This window comes from Pedobacter sp., from assembly GCF_965227205.1.
Lineage (GTDB): Bacteria > Bacteroidota > Bacteroidia > Sphingobacteriales > Sphingobacteriaceae > Pedobacter.
The window spans coordinates 2329955-2354771 of sequence record NZ_OZ245727.1; the positions used below are offsets into that span (position 1 = coordinate 2329955).

General features: G+C 36.8%; 15 protein-coding genes. 4 read left to right on the top strand and 11 right to left on the bottom strand.

Features of this window, described 5'->3' with window-relative positions:
* Nucleotides 1-24 precede the first annotated feature (24 nt).
* The 6 genes from ACO05K_RS09745 to ACO05K_RS09770 all read right to left on the bottom strand — a co-directional run bounded on the left by ACO05K_RS09745 (nucleotide 25) and on the right by ACO05K_RS09770 (nucleotide 10021).
* A complete protein-coding gene (locus ACO05K_RS09745; RefSeq protein WP_421944251.1) occupies nucleotides 25-1377 on the bottom strand; it encodes a DUF3863 domain-containing protein in 1353 nt (450 codons plus the stop codon).
* Nucleotides 1378-1510: 133 nt separating this feature from the next.
* Nucleotides 1511-3253, bottom strand: coding sequence for a RagB/SusD family nutrient uptake outer membrane protein (locus ACO05K_RS09750; RefSeq protein ID WP_421944252.1), 1743 nt, complete (start codon nucleotides 3251-3253; stop codon nucleotides 1511-1513).
* Nucleotides 3254-3263: 10 nt separating this feature from the next.
* On the bottom strand, nucleotides 3264-6668 hold the full coding sequence (locus ACO05K_RS09755) for a TonB-dependent receptor (protein WP_421944253.1): 3405 nt from the start codon (nucleotides 6666-6668) through the stop codon (nucleotides 3264-3266).
* A gap of 225 nt (nucleotides 6669-6893) precedes the next feature.
* Entirely contained in the window at nucleotides 6894-8021 is a 1128-nt protein-coding gene (locus ACO05K_RS09760; RefSeq protein WP_421944254.1) for a FecR family protein, read from the bottom strand.
* 67 nt (nucleotides 8022-8088) lie between these two features.
* Nucleotides 8089-8658, bottom strand: a complete 570-nt coding sequence (locus ACO05K_RS09765) for an RNA polymerase sigma factor (protein WP_421944255.1) — start codon at nucleotides 8656-8658, stop codon at nucleotides 8089-8091.
* Between the two features lie 337 nt (nucleotides 8659-8995).
* Nucleotides 8996-10021 (bottom strand): GntR family transcriptional regulator, encoded by a 1026-nt coding sequence (locus tag ACO05K_RS09770; protein ID WP_421944256.1) that lies wholly within the window; start codon nucleotides 10019-10021, stop codon nucleotides 8996-8998.
* Nucleotides 10022-10265: 244 nt separating this feature from the next.
* On the opposite strand from ACO05K_RS09770, the gene ACO05K_RS09775 reads away from it, so the two are divergent.
* From ACO05K_RS09775 to ACO05K_RS09785, 3 genes are read left to right on the top strand one after another with little or no spacing between them, the layout of a single operon-like run.
* Nucleotides 10266-11081 (top strand): phytanoyl-CoA dioxygenase family protein, encoded by an 816-nt coding sequence (locus ACO05K_RS09775; protein ID WP_421944257.1) that lies wholly within the window; start codon nucleotides 10266-10268, stop codon nucleotides 11079-11081.
* Between the two features lie 31 nt (nucleotides 11082-11112).
* A complete protein-coding gene (locus ACO05K_RS09780) occupies nucleotides 11113-13602 on the top strand; it encodes a hypothetical protein (protein WP_421944258.1) in 2490 nt (829 codons plus the stop codon).
* A 10-nt stretch (nucleotides 13603-13612) separates the two neighbouring features.
* Nucleotides 13613-14452, top strand: coding sequence for a hypothetical protein (locus ACO05K_RS09785; protein WP_421944259.1), 840 nt, complete (start codon nucleotides 13613-13615; stop codon nucleotides 14450-14452).
* Here the strand turns inward: ACO05K_RS09785 and ACO05K_RS09790 are convergent.
* The 5 genes from ACO05K_RS09790 to ACO05K_RS09810 all read right to left on the bottom strand — a co-directional run bounded on the left by ACO05K_RS09790 (nucleotide 14425) and on the right by ACO05K_RS09810 (nucleotide 22987).
* Nucleotides 14425-15309: an AraC family transcriptional regulator gene (locus tag ACO05K_RS09790; RefSeq protein WP_421944260.1), complete on the bottom strand. Its 885-nt coding sequence runs from the start codon at nucleotides 15307-15309 to the stop codon at nucleotides 14425-14427. The genes ACO05K_RS09785 and ACO05K_RS09790 overlap by 28 nt on opposite strands.
* 86 nt (nucleotides 15310-15395) lie before the next feature.
* Nucleotides 15396-16913: a RagB/SusD family nutrient uptake outer membrane protein gene (locus ACO05K_RS09795; protein ID WP_421944261.1), complete on the bottom strand. Its 1518-nt coding sequence runs from the start codon at nucleotides 16911-16913 to the stop codon at nucleotides 15396-15398.
* Between the two features lie 11 nt (nucleotides 16914-16924).
* Nucleotides 16925-20128, bottom strand: a complete 3204-nt coding sequence (locus tag ACO05K_RS09800; RefSeq protein WP_421944262.1) for a SusC/RagA family TonB-linked outer membrane protein — start codon at nucleotides 20126-20128, stop codon at nucleotides 16925-16927.
* A 220-nt stretch (nucleotides 20129-20348) separates the two neighbouring features.
* A complete protein-coding gene (locus ACO05K_RS09805) occupies nucleotides 20349-21830 on the bottom strand; it encodes a family 43 glycosylhydrolase (protein ID WP_421944263.1) in 1482 nt (493 codons plus the stop codon).
* A gap of 272 nt (nucleotides 21831-22102) precedes the next feature.
* On the bottom strand, nucleotides 22103-22987 hold the full coding sequence (locus ACO05K_RS09810) for a helix-turn-helix domain-containing protein (RefSeq protein ID WP_421944264.1): 885 nt from the start codon (nucleotides 22985-22987) through the stop codon (nucleotides 22103-22105).
* Between the two features lie 233 nt (nucleotides 22988-23220).
* Here ACO05K_RS09810 and ACO05K_RS09815 point away from each other — a divergent pair, with 233 nt between their 5' ends.
* The gene (locus ACO05K_RS09815) at nucleotides 23221-24654 is read left to right on the top strand and encodes an arabinose isomerase (RefSeq protein ID WP_421944265.1); all 1434 of its coding nucleotides are present in this window, start codon (nucleotides 23221-23223) and stop codon (nucleotides 24652-24654) included.
* The last annotated feature ends 163 nt before the right edge of the window (nucleotides 24655-24817 follow it).

Below are 24817 nucleotides of genomic sequence, written 5' to 3' on the forward strand. Positions count from 1 at the left end.
GCTTGAATGGAAATCAAGATTCAGTTATTGTAATTCTTTAGTTAATTGAGGATATTTTTTCTGAATTATAGATAATGACTTTTCAGGCATGTTGTTCAATTGAACAGGCTTATCTTGTGGTCGGGTTTGTTTCTGGTTAATATCACCAAGCAAACTCCATTGTCTGGTTTGGATTGTTGGCTGTTTAGCTTTGAGATCATATCTTGTAAAATCTATCACCATTTGTGGGCTATTAAGCTTCCAATCCTTTAACAGCGCTAGTCTGAAATCCTTATTCATAAACCACCTGATTTCATTATTCGCATCCGAACCTCCAATACCCGAACCTCTTTCAACAAAACGGTAATTGAAGGTATTGCTTTTATAATGTTTTCTCCACAGCATCCCAAATTCACCTTGTGTTATTAATTTAGTATCTGGCCAGCGTTTTTTTACACTACTTACCCAATCTGTTAACCTTGCCGGATCGTATTCCAAACTCAGCTCCCAGCAGTTGGTTACCCATGCAAAACCATTTAATTCAAAACCTTTGTCGAAATGTATCGCAGTGCTATGCATCATTTCTTCCAAGCCAATTTTATTTCCATGTTTACCTAATGTTTCAATTGGCCCAACACCCATTCTACTATTAAATCCACCTGCTCTGCCTTGTCTTCTTCCGGCCAAAAAATCAACTGTCCAACCATCCAGATTTACACAATCAATAAAATCAGCTTTTCCTTGCGCTGGTTTACAGAAATGTTCTTTAGATGGATAAAACGGATAACTCACCGAACCATCACCATCTTGATTATCGATTGCAAACTGGCTCCAGATATTGCCCTGACAAACGTAAATATGTTCCTTTTCAGCTAGATATTGCTGATTTTCGGAAGCGAGAAAACCCGCGACTACGCTTAGCGGACGATAGTTATCGCCAACCAAATTACTTACCAATGCAAGACCATCATGCAAATCTTTATTCACCTGATCAATAGAATTATAGGCATTTGCAAAATAAGCGCCAGGAATAAAAGTTACCTCATCGCCATATTTATAATGATAATCTTTAATTAATTTCCGAATTTCTCTATAGTTTTCAGTGCTGTCATTTAAGGCTAACCAACTCAATGCCCAAGTCATTTTTGCTCCAGGGAAACCCTTTTCTAATGCATCTCTAAAAGCAATCACTCGCTGAGGCGTATGAAGCGCTCTTTCATCTTCCCCTACATTTTTATCTCTTGCCACTTCAATCTGATTCACTCTTATCACTGTATTAAAAGTAAGAAAGCGATTACCCATTAAAGTTTCTGGCTCTACAACCGATTTTTTCTGCGCTACGGCAAAAGACATCAGACTGATGAATAACAGGTTTAAGCAAGCTGTTTTTTTTATCATATTATTGATGTTATGAACTCCTAAAATTCTGTTTAAGGTATATGTAAAATACATTCTTAAGGCATTTAGATTTTTTGAACGAAAGCTAAAAAAACCGGTCGGCAAAGCCGACCGATTCAATCTTAACTAACCTTTACCATCCTGGATTTTGTTCCAGTTTTTTGCCACTATTTGCGTAAAAAGCAATTTCTCTTAAAGGAAGTGGTTGAAGATAATCTCTGGCAGGATTAAACTTACGTCCTGTTTCAGAAATCAAAAATCCGTTTGCATCTACCCTGCTCAGATATGTTGCATTACTATATGGAGCACGGGTAGCCCATTGAGTACCGGTAATTTTAATACCTTTAATATCCTGCGGTAATTCTACCTCTGCAGTTTTCCATCTTCTTAAATCATCATAACGGAAGCCTTCAAGCGAAAGCTCAACAGTTCTTTCTCTTCTGATTTCCGTACGCATATTTAGGGCATTGGCACCAACAAAACCGTTAGTAAGCTTGGGCATTCCGGCACGAGCTCTAATTAGGTTTATACTCAAATCTAAATCAGCATCACTTATCGAACCGTTTTTCTCGTACACAGCTTCTGCATAGGTTAGCAATACTTCTGCATAACGTAAAATGTGTTTATCAAAATCGAAAAGACTGGATGTACCTAGACGACCTGAATTATTAGCCGCAGGGTCTTCAGACATATATTTATAAAGTATGTAACCTGTATTGAAGTTACGCTGAGGATTATCTGGCCAGTTGGCAATTTTTGTTACTGAATTGAAAACACGATTGGTAAGCGTTCCCGGAATAATCATCGTCATTGTCATTCTTGGATCACGATCCTGATATTCAGACACAAAAGTTTGATAACCTTGAAATACTGTACCGGCTGATGTAATTGGAACTCCGTTTTTGTCCAAATACAAATCTGCCATTTTCCGGGTTGGATTGTAACCATCCTGGTCATAAGCATATGGTACATCATGGCCGAAAATATTGCGGGCATATCTTCTGTCGAGCATTGTTTCTTTTGAATCATCACCAGCTTCTAAAAACAAGTAACGATAGCTTTGTGCGCCATTACCAGTGTATAGTGCATATAATCCACTGCTCATCACTTCTTGTGAGGCGGCAATTGCAGCATCAAGATAGGTATTTGCTGCAGCTTCGCCACGAAATTTCAACCAGGTTCCTTCGAATAAAGCCACTCTTGCAGCTAGTCCCATTGCAATACCTTTGGTTATTCTGCCAACATCACCACTCGCAAGCGCAGATTGTAAAGGTAAATCTGCTTTTGCAGCATTCAAATCTGCCAGAATAAAATCAGCAGTTTGTACCATTGTAGAGCGTGGTGCAAAAAGTCCTTCATCGCCGGTTTGCAAAACTTTAGAGATTAAAGGCACACCTCCATAAAGTCTAAATAATTTGTAATAAAAATAAGCCCTGAAAAAACGTGCTTCTGCAACAAATCTTTTAATTCCTGCATCAGTACTTGCCCCTCCTTTATCAATAATATTGTTCGCATTGCGGATATTGGCATATAAGCCAGACCATGCTGTAGTTTCAGTTGGCAACAGCTGACCATTACTTACCGAATTCGGATTGTTAAAAGCGATATCAGATTGAGTATCTTCTGTTCCCCACTGGTCTAATCCTTGATAAAGTAAATTCGCTGCTAATTTGTAATCTGCAGCTGTTTTGTAGAACGTAGCATCAGAAATGTTGTCTTCCGGTACTAAATTCAAGTCTTTTTTACATCCACCTAAAACAGTAAGGAAGAGTAATGCGCAGATGCCAAAGAATACTTTGCTCTTGAAATGCCAATTTGAAGCATCTTGAGACAAATCTATATGGACATCATGCTGATGAATATTTTGGATTTTCATAAGAATCATTTTAAAATTTAACATTCAAACCAAGTGAGTAAACTTTACTAAAAGGATAAGTTCCTTCAGCTCTGAAAGCATCTTCAGGATCAAAATTTCCACCCAATGTTCCTTTCGAAATGGTGAATAAATCCTGGCCGCTTACAAAAAGTCTGGCTGATTTTAATTTAACTGCCTTGGCAAAATTATCTGGTAAATTATAGCCTAATGTTATCACTTTGAACCTTAGGTAAGAAACATTTCTCATTACTAAAGTTGATGAACGATAGTTATTTGAACGAAGATCATCAAAGCCAACATTACCAGGAATAAACCTTGGGTACTCTGCATCCGTTCTGGATGGGCTCCATGTTCTACCATTGAAATAAGCAAGCGAAGGCCAGAAAAAAGTATTAGGTGTTGCAATATTTCCACCATACTGAACATCACGTTTTCCCACACCTTGCATAAACACCTGTAAATCGAATTGTTTCCAACCCAAGCTAATGTTTGATGAGAAAGTATATCTCGGGGTTAAATCTCCCAGATACTGCATATCTCCGGCTAAACCCTTGCTTTTATCCCCAAATGGTGTTAAAACGCCGTCGCCATCTAAATCTTTAAACATTGCATCACCAATACCAATTCTTGCAGGAATTCCCTGAAGTCTTTTGTATGCATCTAATTGAGCCTGGTTTTGGATAATACCATCAAATACATATCCGAAATAAGAATTCATCGCATATCCTTGTCTAAATTGATTTAATCCAACTTGCGGGTTATCCGTATTTTTCAACTCCACCAGTTTATTTTGTGCATCACTCAATTGAAGGGAAACGCTATACCTGAAAGCACCTACATTATCTCTCCAGGTTGCAATGGCTTCAAAACCTTTGGTTACCAGTTTTCCCTGATTAGATGATGGTGCAGAGCCGCCAAAAGTTGCAGGCACTGCAATGGCAACAAGCATATCGTTATTGATTTTATTGAAATAATCAAAAGAGAAGCTTAGTCTTGAATTTAGCATTGCCGCATCAATACCGATATTTCTGTTTTCTATGGTTTCCCAGGTTCTATCTGAAGATGCCGGATTTGATCTAAATCCAGGCTGACCCGAGTTAGGTGAACCAATCGGATAAACTCCTGGACCGTTATCTATCGTGGCTCTGTTTACCAATGGAATATAATCATATAAACCTAAAGAGCCTATTTCCTGGTTACCCATTTTACCCCATGAAGCACGTAATTTTAACTGGTTAATTGATTTAATCGACTTAATAAAACTCTCTTCTGAAAGATTGTAAGCCAATGATGCTGATGGAAACACGGCACTCCATCTTTTATCTTCAGCAAATTTAGAGCTACCATCTGCCCTTGCGGTTACATCAAAAATAAACTTATCTTTAAATGAATAACTTACTCTTCCGAAATAAGAGCCAAGTGCTTGTCTGTTCAGAAAACCGCCAAAATTTGCGAAAGCTACATTCGTTCTATCTGCAAGGTTCAGGGTAAAAAGATCATTGCTTACAAAATTATAGCCCCAGGTATTTTGTCCTTCATTTTTAGTTCTTTCGATTGATGTTCCGGCCGTAATGTTAATCTTATGCTTTTCGCTAAACTGAGTGTTATAATCAGCATATAATTGATAAAGTTCATTTATGCTGCGGCTATTAATAAATTGTGCCGAATTTGGTGTCTGGCGTATATCTTGAACACCGCCTGCATAATTATAACGGGTAAATGTAGGCCTGGTGAAGTTATTATTGTTGTAATTTAACCTTAAAGCAGCTTGTGCGGTTAATTTTAAGCCTGGAATTACGTTATAATCTGCTTTAAAGTTTGTGGCTAAGTTCGAAGTATTATCTCTTGAAATACCTCCTTCAGATAAGGTTTGTGCAGGATTTTCATAACCCTGATAACCGTAGAATTGTCCTCCGGGATTAAATACGGGTTGGTAAGGAAACTGACGGGTAACATTGGTGAGTGCATTACCCATTTCTGTTGGATTTGTGTTTCCAATGTTAGTATAACTGGTACGCGTTTCTAAATTCAATTTTGGCGTTAGGCGAAAATCGTAGTTTAAACGTAAGTTATAGCGTTGCGAATTATTGATTCCGTAACGTACCACACCTTCATCTTTATTATATCCTGCAGAGAACAGATAGTTGTTATTTTCTCCTCCTCCGGATATTGAAATGTTATGAAGCTGCTGAATTGCGTTTTTATAAATCTCTTTATTCCAATCGGTGTAACCGAAAAAGCCAGGGAAATTGGTGATGTTGTAATTCCATCCAACAGTTTCCACGGGCGCATTTGCCCTGATTTTATCAAAAACGGATTGCGGAAAACCTGCAATACCTACATTACGTAAACCTTCATCCATGAATTCGGCAAATTGTAAGGTATTCTGCATTTTTCTTAGGAATGTAGGTTCTTTTAATCCGAAGGTAGCACTGTAACTCACTTCCGGCGGGCCGCTTTTTCCCTTTTTGGTGGTTACAATTACAACACCATCGCCTGCACGGGCGCCATATATTGCAGCAGAGGCATCTTTTAGCACAGTTACTTCAGCAATGTCGTTAGGGTTAAGTGCATTAAAGGTTGCAAAGCTTGTTGGTATACCATCAACTAAAACTAATGGCGAGTTTCCATTGATTGAAGAAGAACCACGAATATTAAAACCATATTCTGAAGCGCCTGGTTGACCAGAACCTTTAGTTATTACAAAACCGGGAACCGTTCCCTGCAATGCATCTAAACTGTTATTTAAAGATCTGTTTTCAAAAACATCTGATTTCACTGTTGATATGGCCCCGGTTACAGCACCTTTAGTTCTGGTTCCATAACCTACCACCACAACATCCTGTAATTTAGTATCTGTTTTAGTAAGTTTTATGTTAACACTTGCCTGTCCGTTGTAGTTGAATTTCTGTGTTTCGTATCCGATAAAAGAAAAAACAAGCACAGCTGAAGATTGTGGTACATCAAATGAAAAATTACCATTAGCATCTGTAGTGGCTCCAATCTTTGTGCCTTCAATAACTACACTTGCACCGATAATTGGTACTCCATCAGCAGCATCTGTTACCAAACCGGTTATTTTTTGCCTTCTTTGCTCATTAGGAAGGCCTGCTGTTACCGGTGGTCTGCTGGTAATTAAGATGGTTTTGTTTTTCACCGAAAATTGAACGGGTTGGTCTTTAAAGCATTGCTCTAGCACCGCCATCAAATCCATATCTTTTGCCTTGATGGAAATGGGCTTGGCGTTTCTTACATCTGCATTATTGTAAAGAAAATCGTAATCTGTTTGTTTTCTAATTTGAGCAATAACCTCTTTAAGTTTTGCTTTGTCGGCATTGATGGTGATTTTTTGTGCAAAAATCTCAGCTTTAACCTGTAGAAACGTAACGATTATTAGTATAACGGTTAGTTTCATTTTTAGCAAGTAATTGGAATATACATAGGAGTTCCTCCTGAATAGTAATTCAGTAAATTTTTTATACATTTGGTTAATGGGTTTAGTTAAACTGTTGTTGGTTTATTTACCTATATGGCTATTTTAGTCCGTTAACCAGGGGCGGTTGCAACGTTCCTGGTTATCTTGTTTTAGTTCGGTTTATTTTCAGGCATTCCTCCTTTCTATTTTAAAATTTGTTTGTGTTTAGTTTGATACTATAACTTTTTTAGGGGTGATTCGAAAGTGAACATTGCCAAGTTTTTCAAGGTTGGCTAGTGTTTCCGAAAGTTGTTTTCCTCTCGAAAATGTACCTCCAAAACGTTCTATATTCTTATCGCTTGAGTATTCAACATCTACATTATACCACCTGCTCATAATTTTCATGATGCTATGAATACTTTGGTTATCAAACTGGAAATATCCATTTTTCCATGATAGTATTTCATCTATATCTATCGGATGAATTTGCAAATCATAAATCTTTGCTGAAGAACTTGCCGCCTGCCCGGGACGAATTTGTTTAATTTGACCTGATTTTAGATTTTTAACATTTACCAAACCGCTGATGAGAGAAGTTTTGGTGAAATCATCATCATCGTAAGCACTAACGTTAAAGTGCGTTCCCAGTACCGAAATTTGCTGATCTCCAGCTGAAACGATAAAAGGTTTTTTCTTATCGTGGGCAACTTCAAAATATGCCTCACCGGTTACTGTAACTAGCCGCTGATTACCTGTAAAGGCGGCAGGAAAAGTAATCGAAGATGCAGCATTTAACCACACCTTTGTTCCATCAGATAATATAAGCTGGTATTCTCCACCACGTGGCGTGCTAACTTTATTCATCATCAAGGCAGCTTGTTTATCCGTCAGTTTACCTGAATAAATAAGCTTACCACTTTCTGTGCGGGAAATTTCAGTTGCCCCTTGTTTTGCAATGTTTCCCTTTTTATCATCACTTAGTGAAATCTCTTCACCACCTGCTAACGTAAGAACCGCCTTATTACTTCCCGGATTAAAATCTATTTTAGGTCGTTTAGCCACTAAATTAGAATTAACAGTATTGGAGTCAGTTTTAAAAAACCAGAACAGGCAAAGCACCAGAAAAACTCCTGCAATTGCAGATAACCAGTACCATGGTTTTAATTTATGTGTTATTGGTTTTGCTAATGAAGACCAAACCCGCTCTTTAGCATCCTGAATTTCAGTTTGAGAAATATGCTGATTTTCTGGTTGCCAGTTTAAATACCAGGCCTCCAGATAATCCTGTTCTTCAGGTAGGATTGTGCCTTCCCTGAATTTCTTCAGCAAATCATTTATATCATATTTGAGCATAAGTAGTCATCGCTTATATTGTAAAGACAAATAAGTAAAGGGGTATGGGGGTAAAAAAAATATTATTTTAAAAGAATAAGAATATATAGAACAGTATGCCCAATCGAACCCTTAACACTTTTAATGCGTTCTTAACATGGCTTCTTACAGATTGCTCAGTTATTTCGAGGTTTTTGGCTATTTCTATATAGGTTAAATGTTCAGTCCTGCTCATTAAGAAAACGCGTTTCATTTTAGGTGGTAGTGCGTTTATCTCTTTCGATATCAAATCTGCCATTAGCTTTTCCCTTACCAGATGATCGGTTTCAGCTTCAAATTTTTCGTTAACGGCAAGCGAAATTTTGTACTTTTCCTGAAAGTTATTTCGAGAAATTAAATTCAAAACTTTATTTCTCGTACATGCGATAAGGTAATGCGTTAGGTTACTTTTAATGTTAATCTTTTCGGCATTTGCCCAGAGATCGATAAAAATTTCCTGAATAACATCTTCTGCTTCTTGCGTATTTTTTAAACGATTGCGGGCATGAACATAAAGCACGCTAAAATATCGTTCATAAAGTTCTGCATAAGCCAATCGATCGCCGGACCTGAGTAAATCCCAAAGATCATGATCAGTAAGTGAGTTATATTTGGTCATCGGTAAAGTTTTTATGCAATCGCAAACTTATTTAAGCTTTCACCGCAACCAAATGTAATAATAGCAAAACGATATTGCAACCTGATCTGTCCGAACAGTTTTGCAGTATTAGTATACCTATGATAATTTTTATTATTCTCCGGGTATTTCATCATATAAGCAATAGAGGTTTCCAAAATTAAGCTATATTTGAAAAAGGAAAGGCCAGCTATTTTCAGCCAAAACCGCTTTTTACCGAAAAGACCGGCCTTATCCTTTTTATTAAAACAAACTAACTCTCTATTCTTCTAAAATTCTGAATTAAGTAGAATATAACTGTTACCTACTATCTTACGGCTCAAATAGAATTTCGTTGGGTAACTTTGAAAGGAATAGCTACATGAGATTTGCAACCTTTCATAATCATATCTGCAGCAGTTTCTCCCATCATTACAAAATCAGTTGAGATTGTCGTGATGCCATTTAATATCAATTTCTTTATTGGGGTTTCGTTGTAAGAGATAATACCGATGTCTTGCCCCAGAACAAGATTTGTTAACAGCAATTTATCTATAAGTTCTACCAAATCATCCTCCCGAAGGTTAATGTAAACAGAACCTGCCCGCAAACTTTCATTTTTAAGATTTGATAAAATCTCGTAATCCAAAGCGTAATACCCACAAAAATTGATAAATCCTTCCAGAATGCTTTTCGAATAATAACTATCAGCCGGAAAAATTATTTTAATTGTTTTGTAAGCCTGAAGTTTATCAGCAAGTTCTTCGAGCGCACTGTAAATATCTTTCTGAAAGTCCTCATAAACTGCACAAAAATCTCCGGAAATTTCCTTTATCATCTTATCAACAAGCACCAACTTATCTTTTGGAATTTCTTCTATTATTTTATAAGTATTTTCATCTTCATCAAAAAAATGAGGAATAATAACCACTTTGTGATAGTGATTCATTTTTGATTCAACAATCTTTCTAAAGGTTTTAATATCATTATTATAGATATAAAAATCGATAGCTCCATTATTTCCCAATCGGGCAACCAAAGCATCATAAATAATTTTTTTATGGCTGCTCAATTTATTAAATAACAGCAGTACCTTAATTGGATGTGCAAAATCGACATTGCAGATGTAGTAGCCTTTACCTGGGATTGAATCAACCACCCCAAATTTTTTCAGTTGAGTATATGCTCGCTCTACGGTATTTCTCGCAACATCAAGCGCTATGCTCAAATCATTTATAGATGGCAATACATCTTTAACGGTTAGCAAATTACCTTCAATGCCTGCCAGTACAGCATTATAGATTTGCAGATATTTAGGTGTAATTGACTCTTCGTTAAGCTTTATAAATTTTAAATAATTTTTCATTAGTCAAGCGTAAGGCTTAAGCGCAATTCCTTTTAAATTGTTATTTATACTTGGTTATAATGATGACATTTGAAAAGCTGGTTAGGGGGGTAAATCTTATAACAATTACTTAAATTCTATTTGAACACATCTAAAGTGTTATCTAAAATTTATATCAGAAAATACAAAAATGATGTCAAGTTGTGCAGGTTTTGTAAAAATAAAATCTTCTAAATTTGAACATTAACCAAATAGAATTACCAATATGAAAAACGAACTTTCTGAAAAAGACATTGCTAATTATAGAGAAAATGGCTTTTTAGTAATAGAAAATTTTTTGAATGCCGATGAACTTGCTTTTTGGCGGGAAGCATTAGATGAAGCTATCCGAAACAGAAATGGCAATAAATTACCAGATAGAAAAGAGGTTTATGGAAAAGGTGATGATGCAGATAAAGCTTATTATGATAATGTTTTTGACCAACTGATTAACCTTTGGCAGGATAATGAAAAAATTAAATCTATTATGCTCGATGAACGTATCGGTAAAATGGCAACGGAGTTGTGTGGAGCTGATGGTGTTAGAATCTGGCATGATCAGGCTTTGGTGAAAAAGCCTTGGGCAAATCCTACATCTTGGCATTTAGATACACCTTACTGGTCTTTTAGCGACCGACGGGCTTTATCTATTTGGGTAGCGCTTGATGATGCTACTTATCAAAACGGCTGCCTGTTCTTCATACCTGGTTCACACCATCAAACCAGTTTTGATAATCCTGGAATTGGCAAAAACATGGGGGCTATTTTTGATACCTACCCCGCATTTGCAAATAGCCAATCAGTAGGTGTACCAATGAAGGCCGGAAGTTGTTCTTTCCATAATGGCCTAACCATTCATGGCGCCCATGCAAATATGACTCCCGGTTTTAGAAGGGCTATGACTTGTGCTTACATGCCTGAAGGCAATACCTTTAATGGCACCCAAAATATTTTAAGTGATGAAGAAATGGCTAAATTAAAAATTGGAGATTTGCTGAATAACAATAACATTAACCCTTTAATTTACAGCAAACACAGCTAAGCACTTCTCTATAAGCTACAACACATTCCCTATGAAAAACAAGTTTATCATTTTTGCTGCCATCAGTTCGATTTTGCTTTGCTCCTATTATCAGGTAAAAGCTAATGATTTTGTTATTAATGATGCTGAAAGTAAAAAAATTACAATAACAACTCCTGATAAAAAATTATCTCTAATTATTGATTATGCAAAAGGATGCGTTGTAAGTAAACTTATAGTTAATGGTAAGCAAACACTATCTTCTGCTGGTGTTTTCTCTGGCATGAGCAAAGGATTAAAAACTTTTACCTCAGCAAAGGGAGCAAGAAAAGCAATCGTTAGCCAAAATAATCAGGTAACTATCCATGGCATAAGCTATGGCGATAAAGAACTGGAAATTACCGAGTCGTGGACATTTACGCTTAAAGGTAATGCTGTAATTTGGGACATTACGAGGGAATACAACCAGGATGCCATTTTAGAAGACAATGCTTTTCCTCGCTGGAATTTCTCCAATTTAAGCGAATGGAAAGGCGGAATTTTAGACAACGGTGGCATGGTTTGGTGTAAGTACCTTAAAAACACAAACGATACCTACGGTGTGCATACTGGTGGGGTTACCTTTTGGAATGCAGATACAGGCAATGGACTTAGAATCTCTCCAACAATTTATGAAGGCAATAAAATTGCTTCAAAGTTTTCGCAAAACGAAAATGGCAATTTTACATTCAGTCAGATAGTTTCTAAAGATGACTTGAAGCAACGCCATAATCTTAGTCGTTTTGTTAATGGCAAGTTTGATGTTTTTGCACCTTTTAAAGTAAAGAAAGGGCGTGTAAAACTCAGTTTAAAACTTGATTACGTGGATTATTTCAAAGCATATTCCAGAGGAAATTTGCCTGGTATTGATGCGGTTTCGGTTAGAGAACTTTTGAATACAACAGGTAGATATGGCGTAGTAGATAATAATATTATTGGCGGCAATGGCTGGCTAACCAACTGGAAATGTCTCCACGAACCATTTTTTGCTCAAACCGGAATGGCCTTGAATGATGTCAACTACGAAAAAAACATGTCTTCTACCTTAGATCAGGAAAGAGATTTAGCAATGCTTGAAGATGGAAGGGTTTTGTCTCGTTGGCATAACGCTCCAGGCGATGAGATCAAGGGAACATATAATTTAGAAACGGGTTATTATGAGGCCATGTGGGGCATTACTGTTGATTCGCAAACGGGTTATGTAATCAATACAAGTGAACAATTCGATTTAACAGGAGATGTAAATTGGCTTAAATCTCACAAGCTAAGTGTCGAAAAAGCATTGGATTGGCTAATCAAAAGAGATGCTAATAATAATGGTTTGTTCGAAATGATGAATAACAATATTTCGGAGAAGAAGGCGAGTGATTGGTTGGATATTGTTTGGGCGAGTTATGAAAATGCTTTTGTGAATGCGCAGATGTACGAAGCTTTGAATTTGTGGTCTAACTGCGAACGTATTTTGGGCGATGAGCAAAAAGCGATTGCTTATTCGAAAATTGCTGATCGCTTGAAAGTTGCTTTCAACAAAAGCACAAAAGATGGTGGTTTTTGGTCTGAAGAACGCAAACAATACATTTATTGGAGAGACAATGATGGAAGTATCCACGGAAATAATTTAGTTACGCCTGTTAATTTTGCAGCCATTGCATTCGGCCTTTGCGATGATAAAACAAGAATAGCACAAGTATTAGATCAGATAGAACAGCGAAGCAAAGCCGAAAATTTATTTCATTGGCCGCTATGTTTCGATTCGTTCGAAAAAGCTGAATTAAGTGAGCGAAACTGGCCATTTCCAAAGTACGAAAATGGCGATATTTTCCCGACATGGGGCTATATGGGCATTCGGGCATATGCAAAGTATAATAAAAGCATCGCATTGAAATACATACAAAACTTATTAGCTCAATATAAAAAAGACGGATTATCATCACAAAGATATAGCAGAACTACTCAGTTAGGCTTGGGAGATGATATTCTTGCCGGAATAAGTACCAGCATAACGGCACTTTACAGAGACATTTATGGTATACGGCCAAAATGGAACAGAATGGGTTTAGAACCTAATTTAACTCCTTTATTAAACGGAACAAGTTTTCCATATACCTTACGTGGTAAAACCTATCAGATAAATTTGAAAGTAGATAATTATGCATTAACCGGAAAAAACTTTTCTGTTATAAGCGGAGCTGCTTTTGGTGTAAATGAAAAGGAGAATCTTCTTCAGTATTTTTTTGATAATCAAGAAAATAAATTACTGGAAGTTAATACTACTTCTAATTCATTTACCAAAATGATTGTAAAAAAAGTTGTATCTGCTGAGAATAATTCAAAAAACAGCTATTCAATATTGGTTAAAGGTTTAAAAGCAAACGCCGTTTATACATTAAAAGATAGCTCAAAAACTCAGGTTTTAAAATCGGATAAATCAGGAACTTTATCATTCAAAATCTCTGGTGATGCAACATCAAAATATGTTTTAAGAATAGGTAAAGCCAGTTAAGAAATAAGCGATGAAAATTCCAATTCTTTGTCCATACTGGGGCCATGAGCATATATCAATTGGGATATTTTTGGAGAAAATTCATGCGGTTGGATATGATGGCATAGATACCTGGATACCAAAATCGGCATCAGATAAACGAATTCTCTCTAAATATTTGCAGCAACATAATCTGTATTTTGTCGCACATCAACATCAGGCTGAAGGTTCAACATTTCAGAAATTCAGAAGCTCATTTTTAAAAAATCTGATTGCTTGTTTGGATTTTAACCCAGTCCTAATTAATTCTCATACGGGAAGAGATTATTTTACCAAAGAACAGAATCTTAACTTAATTGAGGATAGCCTTGAATTTTCTGCTAAATACAGTGTAAAAGTTTGTCATGAAACTCATCGAGGTAGATTTGGATATGCACCAATGGTGATGGACGAATATTTTTCCATGAATGAAGATTTTGAGCTAACGGCCGACTTTTCGCACTGGGTTTGTGTAACCGAAAGTATGTTGGAAAATTTTAGCAAACCATTAAATGAAGCGATAAAAAGAAGTCGCGGTATTCATGCCAGAGTAGGATTTAAACAAAGTCCACAAATTGGTGATCCGGCAGATCCGATTTGGGAGAAAGAAGTGCAGGTTTTTCTTAAATGGTGGGATAAAATTATTAAGATAAATGTTGAATTGAAAACTAAAATTTTACCTGTGACTACTGAATTCGGCCCACCGCCCTACATGGCAAATATTCCCTTCACAAATAAACCATTATACAATCAATTTCAAATTAATTGTTACATGAAGGATTTACTGAAAACGCGTTACCGTGATTACAGCATTTCATCTGATAATCGGTAAACTTTGGGAGAAATACCGTTTTTCTTTTTAAACAGTTTCGAGAAATGAAATACAGATTCAAATCCGGTTTGATAGGCAATCTCATTGATATTCAACACTGTGGAACGCAATAATTCTTTAGCTCTTTTTAAACGTAAATTGAGGTGGTATTGATTTGGAGATTCTCCAGTTGATTGTTTGAATGCCTTTCTAAATGCCGAATAACCCATTGGAAGTTGAGCAGCTAGTTCTTGCATATCTAATGGCTGCTCAAAAGATTCGTGAATAATAAACTTGGCTTTAGCAATCAGCTTACCTAAAGGGTCATTTTCATAATCTAATCCGCTGGAAACCGTATTTACATGCCCTAATATTTGAAAAGCGGTACCCGCTAACTGTTGGTGATATCCTGAAAGTGATGTTTTAGCCATTTCAGTCATATGTCTAAATAAATAGAGTAATTCCTTATGAAGGCCAACATCAATCAGTGAATCTCCTGCGGTTAAAAGCCCTTTTTCCATAAATCGATCAGCAAAAAAACCATTAAAACCTACCCAATATTCTTCCCATCCGGAATGGGCATATGGTTTGTATCGATGCTTCACTCCCGGATATAGAAAAAAACAGGTGCCTTCTGAAACCTGAGTTTCAGACATCCTGTCGGAAGCAAATAGTCCCTTCCCTTTAGAAATGAATATGAGGTAATAATCATTTAAAATCCTTCCCTTATTCCAGGTTAGGCTATGGCTTTCAGGATGCTCTGCGTTGGGATAATTTTCATCAGGTTCTACTTTAGAAAAACCAACTGAAGTAACATAGAAACCCCAATCCTTATCTACCTCACTAACGTTTAAATATTTAAAGTAATTCCCCTGCATACAAAATTTTAAGCCTAATGTATAAAATCTTATAAACAAAAAAGAACGGGCATGGCCCGTTCTCTAATTATAAACCAACTACTAACCTATTGTGGATTTTGTGTTAAATTATCTAGAATAATTTCTCTTTGAGGAATAGGCAAAAGTGTCTTATTTGGTGTTAATACATATGCTCCAATTGGAAACTGTGCAGGTGCTTTTGCAATTTCTCTTTGTCCGTGGGCATTCATAATTTCGACTGCTTTACCTGTACGTACCAAATCAAACCAACGATGGTTTTCAAATGCAAGTTCTACTTTACGTTCTTGATAAATCGCTTCTCTAAAAGCCGCTTGTGTATTTACATTCAGCGCTGCTACCGGATTACCCGATGTTTTAGCCGGCAATCCAGCTCTGGTTCTTATCGAATTTAGCAAATTAAATGCTTCACCACCTGCTGTAAAACCCTGTTCATTAAGGCATTCGGCTATCATTAGCATAACATCCGCATAGCGGATTACCGGAAAGTTTACATTTGTTTGCCCTGGTTGTACGAAACCCTGATTATATTTTTTAATGTAAGGTACAGCGACAAAACCTGCCGTACCGGTAAATCCTTCAGCTAAAGAAACATCTTTACGCAAATCACCTGGTTCATATGAAGAAATTAAATCTGATGTTGGTGTATTCCATCCACTACCAAAGCTTAAATTCGTTCCTGGGTCTTGCGTAACCGCCGTTCCAGAATTGAATGGTGCAAACTGATACATAAAATTACTCGAAAGATTTGTACCGGCAGTTGAGTAATATTGAATCTCAAAAATAGATTCTGCATTGTTCTTGTTTGTGGTTAAATAGATACTTGCATAGCTTGGTAATAAGCTATAACCAGTTACTTTTCTTAAAGCAATTAAGGCTTCGGCAAACTTTTTCTGTGTCATGTAAACCTCGCCTAGCAAGGCATTTGCAGAACCTTTAGAAACTCTGCCTTTCTCAGAAGCTAGATAACTGCTTGCTTCCGGCAGGTTAGTTGCAGCATCATTCAAATCTGAAATAATTTGTGCATAAACAGCATCTGCGGTTGCTCTTCCTCTAGATGGTGCATCAGTTGGTGATTTAGTAACTTCAAGTCTCAATGGCACTCCACCAAACTGTCTTACCAGATTAAAGTAATGGAAAGCCCTTAAGAATTTTACTTCTCCGATGGCTTGTGTTTTGGCCGCAGCCGACATTGTGATGCCATCTACATGGTCTAAAACATCATTACATCTGAAGATTGAAGTGTAAGTATCTCTCCAGAAATCCTGTATCAGTGTATTGGCAGAATTAGCAAGAAATTGATCTACCTGCTCCCTGTTTTCTTGTCCCCTTTGGGGCGCATTATATTGAAAAGTAGTATTATCAGAACGCATTTCGCCAAATAGCCAGAAGCTGAATGTTCCAAGTCCGCGTAACGAACTGTAAGCACCATTAACACCTTGTTTAAGATCGGATTCTGTTTTCCAGAAGTTCACATCTGTTAAACTGGATTCGGGTGTTTGATTTAAAAAATCCTTTTTACAAGCAGAGAATGTTGTAACAAAAAGGAAAAAAGTAATTGATAAATATCTTGAATGAGTTTTCATATTCTTTCTAATTAAAAGGTCATGTTAATGCCTGCTGTAATAATTCTAGGAAGCGGATATGCTGTGAAATCACGTCCTGGTGTTAATGCAGAAAAACCATCGTTGGTACCTGCTTCAGGATTCGCACCACTGTACTTAGTGAATGTTACAAGATTCTGAACGCTTGTATACAGTCTAAGGGTTTTTATAAATTTCGATGAGGTGATAAATTTCTGTTTGAAATTATAGCCCAGAGAAATATTTTGAATACGCAAAAAACTTGCATCTTCTATCCATTGAGAATTAACTTCACGGTAGAGCGGTCTGCCGCCATTCGTAGTAGGTGCAAAACCATTCCCTGGGTTTGAAGGTGATCTAAATCTATCAAGCACACGACGATCAACGTTGAAAACCCCATCAGTATTCAAAAAGAATTCATTACCTGTTTTCATAATTTGTCCACCTTGTGTACCAACAATTAAAATATTCAGGTCGAAATTTTTATATCCAAAATTATTGGTAATACCATATGTAAAATCAGGCTGAGCATTTCCAATTACTGTAAAATCTTTTACCTCTTCGATGATGCCGTTACCATCAATATCTTTGTAACGAACAGATCCAACTATTGATGAACCGTGTTTAGGCTGACTTGCAAGTTCTGTAGCATTTTGGTAAATACCATCAAACTGGAAACCAAAAAACTGTCCGATTGGCTTACCAACCTCTGTTTTATGTGTCGAATAACCACCACCGCTTCTTCCGCTGTATATTGGCGCATTATTATTGCCTGGATTAAGTTCTAAAACAACGTTTCTGTTAATGCTGATATTTGCATTTGTACTCCATGTAAACTCACCCGTTAAGTTTTTCGAAGTCAATCCAATTTCAAAACCCCTGTTTCTAACTTTCCCCAAATTGATAGTTGAAGAAGAGAAACCCGAAGCAGAAGGAAGCTCTGCATTTAAAAGTAAATCACTGGTTATACGGTTGTAGAAATCGAAAGTTAAACCTAATCTGCTTTTAAATACTGATAAGTCTAAACCTAAATCCAGTTCATCTGCTTTTTCCCATGTTAAATTTTGGTTGGCTATTGAGCCTGAAACTCTGCCATTGGCTAATCCGCCACCAAAAGAATAATTTGAAGAACCTATGCTCGCCGCATACTGATAATTTGGAATGTTGAAATTACCTGTACGTCCATAACTCGCTCTTAATTTTAAGTCACTTAACCAGGTTGCATTTTTCAAAAATTGCTCTTCAGATGCTCTCCATGCAAATGCAGCAGATGGAAATGTACCATAACGATAATTTGAGCCAAAGCGTGAAGAACCATCAGATCTTACTGTTGCAGTTAGTAAATATTTATCCTTAAAAGTATAATTTACCCTCGCCAGATAAGAAATTAATGCCCACTTTTCAATGCCTGCTCCTGCTCCATTAAGCAAAGTAGAAGCATTTATAGTCTGAATTAAGTTATCGGGATAGTTTGTTGCTCCGAAATTAAAACCTTCATAACGTTCTTGTTGTGCAGTATAACCTGCAACTGCACTAATTTTATGGTCTGGACCAAAATCTTTTTCATAAGATAATGTAATTTCAGATAACCAGTTAGAAGTAGTATTCTGAGCGGTACTTGATGAAGGAATAGAAGGATTTGGATTGATATTGCTTGTTTCACCGATTACGAACGATGGGCTAAATGCAAACGAACTGTTATTGATATAGTCATAATTGAAACTATATTTTGCTTTAAGTCCGTCGATAATTTTGTACTCCGCAAATGCAGTAGCCAGCCCTCTGAAATATTTTGCTTTTGTACCTGCAAATTCGAGTGTGTTTAAAGGATTACCAGCTCCGATTGCACCTGGCGAAGTGATGAAAGTGGTTCGGTTACCAGCTGCATCTGTAATAGGTACAAGTGGACTAAGCCATAAAGTACGTGTCAAAATATCTCTTTGACCAGATTCAAATCCATTTCTGTTTTGAATACCACCACTTGGTGCAATACTTAAACCAACTTTTATTTTTTTGCTGATGTCTGATTCGATGTTAAAGTTTACTGAATATCGTCTGTAATCTGTGTACCGAATTGTGCCTTGCTGTTCAAGCCTACCAATTGAAGCAGAATATCTTGTACTTTCAGAACCGCCACGAATACTTGCATCAATATTACTTTGGGTTGCTGTTCTTAGCACTGCGTCATACCAGTCGGTTCCTTCGCCATACTGGGCAGGATTTCTAAATTCTAATGGAATATCTGCATCTGTAGTGGTTTGTCCGTTAGCAGTACGCATGTCGGTTATCATTTCTTTTCTAAACTGCGCATATTCTGTACCATTCAAAACATCAGGACGACCTTTTTGCGGCACTTGCTGAGAACCAATGTAGGCATTGATACTTACCACCGGAGGTCCAGTTTTACCACGTTTAGTAGTGATTACGATTACACCATTTGAACCACGAGAACCATAAATTGCAGTAGAAGAAGCATCTTTTAAAACGGTTACCGTTTCAATATCATCAGGACTAATAACATTCAAAGGATTATAAACCTGACCACCTGAATTTGATATCGCAAATCCATCAACAACATATAATGGATTATTCCCTGCAGTGATAGATCCTGTTCCTCTTATCTTTACGTTTACACCACCTCCGGGAGCTCCGGTTGGTGCACTTATCTGCACACCAGCAATCTGCCCAACAAGTTTTTGGTCGATAGAGCTAACCGGCAAATCTTTAACCTGAGCGGATGAAATGGTAGAAACTGACCCTGTTAAATCTTTCTTTTGTGTAGTTCCATAGCCTACAACTACCACTTCATTCAAATTATTTTCAGCATCTATTAACTGAATTGAAGACAGGCTGGCAGATGCAGAAATTTCTTTCTGAGTATATCCTTGATAAGATATAACCAATACATCATCTGCTGCAACGCCTTTTATGGTAAAACGGCCATCACTATCGCTAATCGTAGCTATCTTGCCTGATTTTACACGGATTGTAGCTCCTGGTATTGGCTGACCATCTTTATCCACAATTCGTCCTGAAACATCGATGCGGTTAAGTTTTAGCAAAACTTTATGTTCATCCTTTCCGAATACAGGATTAGCGAAACTCATTGTACTGAGGGCTGCAAGCGAACAGCTGAGCACAAAGACTGCAGTCTTGGAAGCCCGCCCAGCCCTGCTTCTTGAAAGAGCGTAAGCATTCTTTGAAGTAAATTTTTCCATGGTTTATTTGGTTTGTTAAATGATTATTTGTTAGTTATAGGGATAATTATTCCGACTGGAAGACTCCAGCCGGAAAAACATTACTAATCAACTATCCAATACCGCTATTGATAGTATATTTTGGGCAATCCTCACCTGATAGGGAATGAACATAACTTCGTTCATCACATCCTTTCAAAGCGATTAACTGTAATTATTTGTGCTAAAAAATTACCCTCTGCTATTTAATTGTATAGCTATATTTAATTTTCCTGTTTTTTTCTGGTTGAAAACTCTGTCCCGTATCCTTGCTTGATGATGTGAAATCAGTTGTGTTTTCTGATAAATTCCCAAGCGCAAAACCATAGCATCCTTTGCTGGTTTCCGTAGAAATCACCACCAGATATTTTTTGCCTTTCGCTAAATCAATCTTTGGAGTAGTTTTTATATTTTTTGCCGACCACCCTATTGAATCTCGTGGAATAGATATTTTTTCCAGCAACTTATTTTTTGATGCAACACTATCTGTAAATTCGTAGAAATCCAGTACGAGATCGGCATCCGGATAGCCACTCTTAAGAGTATTTATTACAAATGAATTTAGCTTTCCAGATTTACTTGCAGTAAATATCTGGCTACGTTGCTTGGTTTTATCTAAATCGCAGCTGGCAGTAAATACTTCTGGCGATGAACTTCCTCCCTTTTTTACTGAAAAAGTTGTTAAACAGTTCATTGGATTAATCGAACCATCTTCGGCAAAGCTTAGTGGAGCCCAATAATAATTAGCCTGCGCCTCGTTTTTTGCAGCGTTGTTCCATAAATCACTACCATAAAGGTATATCGTTTCCGAATTCACCTTCATTGTTGATACAAAAGACGGTTGTCCTCCGCATGAATTGTCGCTAATTCTTTTTCCAGCCGACCATGGACCCAAAGGAGATTTGGCAGTTTTATAAGAAGTTCCTGTTCCTGAACAATACCCACAATTAGGGTCTGAATAAGTTATATAATAAATACCATTTCGTTTGAATAAAGCAGGAGCTTCCGTTTTACCTTCGGTAACTGGGCTTGAAACTTTTCTGTTGCCAGAAAGATAATCTTCAGTTAATTGTTCTACAATAATGCTCCCCTTTGTTCGCCAATCTGTAAATGCAAGGTATCCTGTTCCATCATCGTCAATAAAAAGATCATGGTCTCCATTATTTAATCCCGCAGCAGGCATCGTACTATTAACTGCAATTTTGGGTTCAGCAACTTCTATAAACGGCCCGATAGGAGATTTACTTGTAAAAACTCTGTAACCGCTAACATTATCATAAACGTTTATCCAAAGCACATAATTTTTGTTCTTTTTGTTAAAGATTACGTGCGGACGGAAACAACCATAAGTTTTTCCATCACATCTTGATTGCCAAAGTGGCGTTTGAGCATCAAATAAAAAACCTTCATCTTTCCAGATCACCATATCTTTTGAAGAGTATGTTTTAAAACCGCAGAAAGGAGCTGTTTTATTATTCCATTCAAAGCCACAGTCGTAGCTTGTTCCATACAGATAATAGGTTCCGTTGAAAAGAGCAATTTCCCCATCATGGGCATCAACCGCATTCCCAAGAGCATCAAATCGGGTGATTTGTTTACCATCCGAAGAAAAATTTTTTACCTGTGAATTTGAGATTGCACTATGGCATAAGAATAACAGCAAGACAATGTATAATTTCATCATATAATTGGTTAGTCGTTCTATTAATTAACAATTACGAGTTAGTAAAACGTTTAACCAAAAATAAGTTCTTAATGAAAAGTCTTTTTATATTATTTGATAATAGTTTTGTAGTTTATGATTTATTGAGTTCTAAATAGAGATATAGGCGTGTTTGATCTTAGAAATTATAGTTTTATTTAAACTATTTCCCTTCTCTACTGTAAAAAAGCTAATGTCATTTTTTCTCGAAGAATAATTTTTGAAGCCATGCAGCAGCTCAGCAATTTCAACTACTAGTTAGATATGAGATTTATCTTTCGAAACTCTGTTGGATTAAGCCCAACCTTTTCCTTAAAAATCTTTGAAAAATAAAAGCTTGATTGAAAGTTTAATTCAAAAGAAACACTTTTAACGGGTATGCTTTCATTTCTTAAAAGTTCTTTGGCTTTTTCTATTTTCAGCTGAATGTAGTATTGACCGGGAGATAGCCCAGTATGTTTTTTAAATAACTTTCTAAACCAAGAGTACCCAACATTTAAATCTTCTGCTGCTTGCTCTGGCGAATAGGCATTACAAATATTCGATCTAAACAACAATCTTGCTTTATTAATAACCAGTTCATCTTCTTTTGTAAGCCCGAAACTTTGTTTTGAAACAGAATAACAGATACCTATAAGATGTAGTGCGGCGCCTGATACCAATGGTTGATAGCCTGGTCTTTCATCCCTAATGTTTTCAATAATTGAATTATATAAGTCTAATACAGAATCGTTAAATCCAATATACAAACAAGGTACTTTAGGGTTAAGGTAGCCAGAAACTACAAGCTGATCTAATATTTTGCCATTCAATCCCACCCAATGTTCATCCCATCCTGTATTTTCATCTGGTCTGTAACGATGCCTTTCATTTGGAAACAGAAATATGATCGACCCGGCGGCAACAGTCATTTGTTCACAACTTTCGGATTCGAAAACTCCTTGACCATTAGTTATGTATATTACCTGATATTCTTGCAGTATGCGCCATTTATCCCACTTAAACTGATGATGACCAGGATGATTTTTAAAGGGATAATCAGCCGAAGCCTGAATGCAAGTGCGGCCCGCATTCAAAATGGTTAAGCCCCAGCTTTCATCTTCTTGACTTACGGGAAGATATTTGAAAAAATTAATCATCTAAAACACATTGATTTAAAGAAGCGATGTATAAAATAAGCGACTAATCAGGCTAATTTTATAACTAACGTTTTCAAAATAACCTACTCGCAAATGAAAGCAAAAAGATTTGAAAAACCATAGCAAGTCAAATCCTACAGTCTTTTTATCAAATTCAACATTTAATACATCAGTGCAGTAGATACCTTTGAATTCAAAAAAACTTTAATAAGTTATTGCATAATTTAGTAAGCATGGAGTTAAACTCAAAAGTTAGAATTGGATTATTTGGTGTTGGACTTGATACCTATTGGAACCAGTTTTCAGGATTAAAAGACAGGCTAAACGGCTACTTAGGTTTAATAGAAAATAAACTTCAAATGCTTGATGCTGAAATCATAAATCTTGGGCTAATTGATAACGCTGATAAAGCTTTCACTGCCGGAGATCGTTTCAGAGCCGAAAATATCGACATTCTATTTCTTTACGTTTCTACATACGCACTTTCTGCAACTGTATTACCTGTTGTAAAAAAGGCCAACGTGCCTATAATTGTGCTCAATCTATCGCCTGAGGCCAATATTGATTATACAGTTTTTAATCAAATGGATGATAGGACTAAAATGACCGGAGAGTGGCTTGCCTATTGCTCACCATGTGCGGTACCAGAAATTGCAAATGTGTTTAAAAGATGTAAAATCCCTTTTTTCCAAGTTACCGGAATGTTGGAAAATGATGAGCATGTGGAAAGTGAAATAAAAGAATGGGTTGAGGCGAGTAGAGTTGCAAAGGTTATGTATTATAACCGGATGGGTGTTATGGGTAATTATTATGGCGGGATGATGGACATTTATACAGATCTTACACTCTTAACTTCAACCTTTGGAGGTTACATTGAAGTTCTGGAAATGGATGAACTCTCCGCTTTAAAGAAGAGCGTTACTACTGAAGAAAAGCAAAAAAAACTTGATGAGATTAGTAATGTATTTGAAGTAGAAGAAGACTGCGTACCTGAGGAATTAACCAGAGCTGCAATTACGGCAGTTGCTCTTGATAAACTTGTGGCGAAATATAAACTAGGTTCTTTAGCCTACTACTACAAAGGAACGGGCAATTTGGAAAATGAAAGCACTGCAAGTTCTGTTATTTTAGGCAACTCTCTCCTTACTGGAAAAAACATACCGGTTGCTGGAGAGTTTGAGGTAAAAAATGCCCATGCAATGAAAATTATGGATAGCTTTCATGCCGGTGGGTCGTTTACAGAATATTACGCCATGGATTTCAAAGATGATGTGGTATTAATGGGGCATGATGGTCCTTGTCATCCAACGATTGCCGAGGGAAAAATAAAGGTTAAACCACTAAAGGTTTACCATGGTAAAGTAGGTCAAGGTTTATCGGTTGAAATGTCAATTGCACATGGTCCTGTCACTTTACTTTCAGTGGTAGAAGACGGTGTCGGAGGAATGCTTTTGTTGATAGCAGAAGGCGAATCAGTAGAAGGAAAAATCCTTGAAATTGGAAATACAAATTCAAGGTATCGCTTCTCTATTGGAGCAAGAAACTTCGTAGAGAGTTGGAATAGTCATGGGCCAGCACATCACTGTGCAGTAGGAAATGGCAGGTTAGCATCTAAAATAAAGAAGTTAGGATTAATTTTAAAGATACAGACCGTACAGGTTTGCTAATCGATAGAGAAAGAGCGTTTTCTATTTTTGGTATAGACTGGTTAGGCCTTCGAGTTTCTGATATCTATGCTAAAAAACTATACTCTGACTGCTGGAATTAGAAATGTTAATAAAACTTTAGTGCCATCGAACTGTTAGAAAGAGAAAACTAACTACAGCGAAT

Bases quoted from the DNA above. Each gene is read 5' to 3' on its own strand.
- ACO05K_RS09750 (WP_421944252.1), bottom strand. From the start codon at position 3,253: ATGAAAATCCAAAATATTCATCAGCATGATGTCCATATAGATTTGTCT.
- ACO05K_RS09785 (WP_421944259.1), top strand. From the start codon at position 13,613: ATGAAAATTCCAATTCTTTGTCCATACTGGGGCCATGAGCATATATCA.
- ACO05K_RS09745 (WP_421944251.1), bottom strand. From the start codon at position 1,377: ATGATAAAAAAAACAGCTTGCTTAAACCTGTTATTCATCAGTCTGATG.
- ACO05K_RS09805 (WP_421944263.1), bottom strand. From the start codon at position 21,830: ATGATGAAATTATACATTGTCTTGCTGTTATTCTTATGCCATAGTGCA.
- ACO05K_RS09765 (WP_421944255.1), bottom strand. From the start codon at position 8,658: ATGACCAAATATAACTCACTTACTGATCATGATCTTTGGGATTTACTC.
- ACO05K_RS09770 (WP_421944256.1), bottom strand. From the start codon at position 10,021: ATGAAAAATTATTTAAAATTTATAAAGCTTAACGAAGAGTCAATTACA.
- ACO05K_RS09810 (WP_421944264.1), bottom strand. From the start codon at position 22,987: ATGATTAATTTTTTCAAATATCTTCCCGTAAGTCAAGAAGATGAAAGC.
- ACO05K_RS09760 (WP_421944254.1), bottom strand. From the start codon at position 8,021: ATGCTCAAATATGATATAAATGATTTGCTGAAGAAATTCAGGGAAGGC.
- ACO05K_RS09800 (WP_421944262.1), bottom strand. From the start codon at position 20,128: ATGGAAAAATTTACTTCAAAGAATGCTTACGCTCTTTCAAGAAGCAGG.
- ACO05K_RS09755 (WP_421944253.1), bottom strand. From the start codon at position 6,668: ATGAAACTAACCGTTATACTAATAATCGTTACGTTTCTACAGGTTAAA.
- ACO05K_RS09790 (WP_421944260.1), bottom strand. From the start codon at position 15,309: ATGCAGGGGAATTACTTTAAATATTTAAACGTTAGTGAGGTAGATAAG.
- ACO05K_RS09780 (WP_421944258.1), top strand. From the start codon at position 11,113: ATGAAAAACAAGTTTATCATTTTTGCTGCCATCAGTTCGATTTTGCTT.
- ACO05K_RS09775 (WP_421944257.1), top strand. From the start codon at position 10,266: ATGAAAAACGAACTTTCTGAAAAAGACATTGCTAATTATAGAGAAAAT.
- ACO05K_RS09815 (WP_421944265.1), top strand. From the start codon at position 23,221: ATGGAGTTAAACTCAAAAGTTAGAATTGGATTATTTGGTGTTGGACTT.
- ACO05K_RS09795 (WP_421944261.1), bottom strand. From the start codon at position 16,913: ATGAAAACTCATTCAAGATATTTATCAATTACTTTTTTCCTTTTTGTT.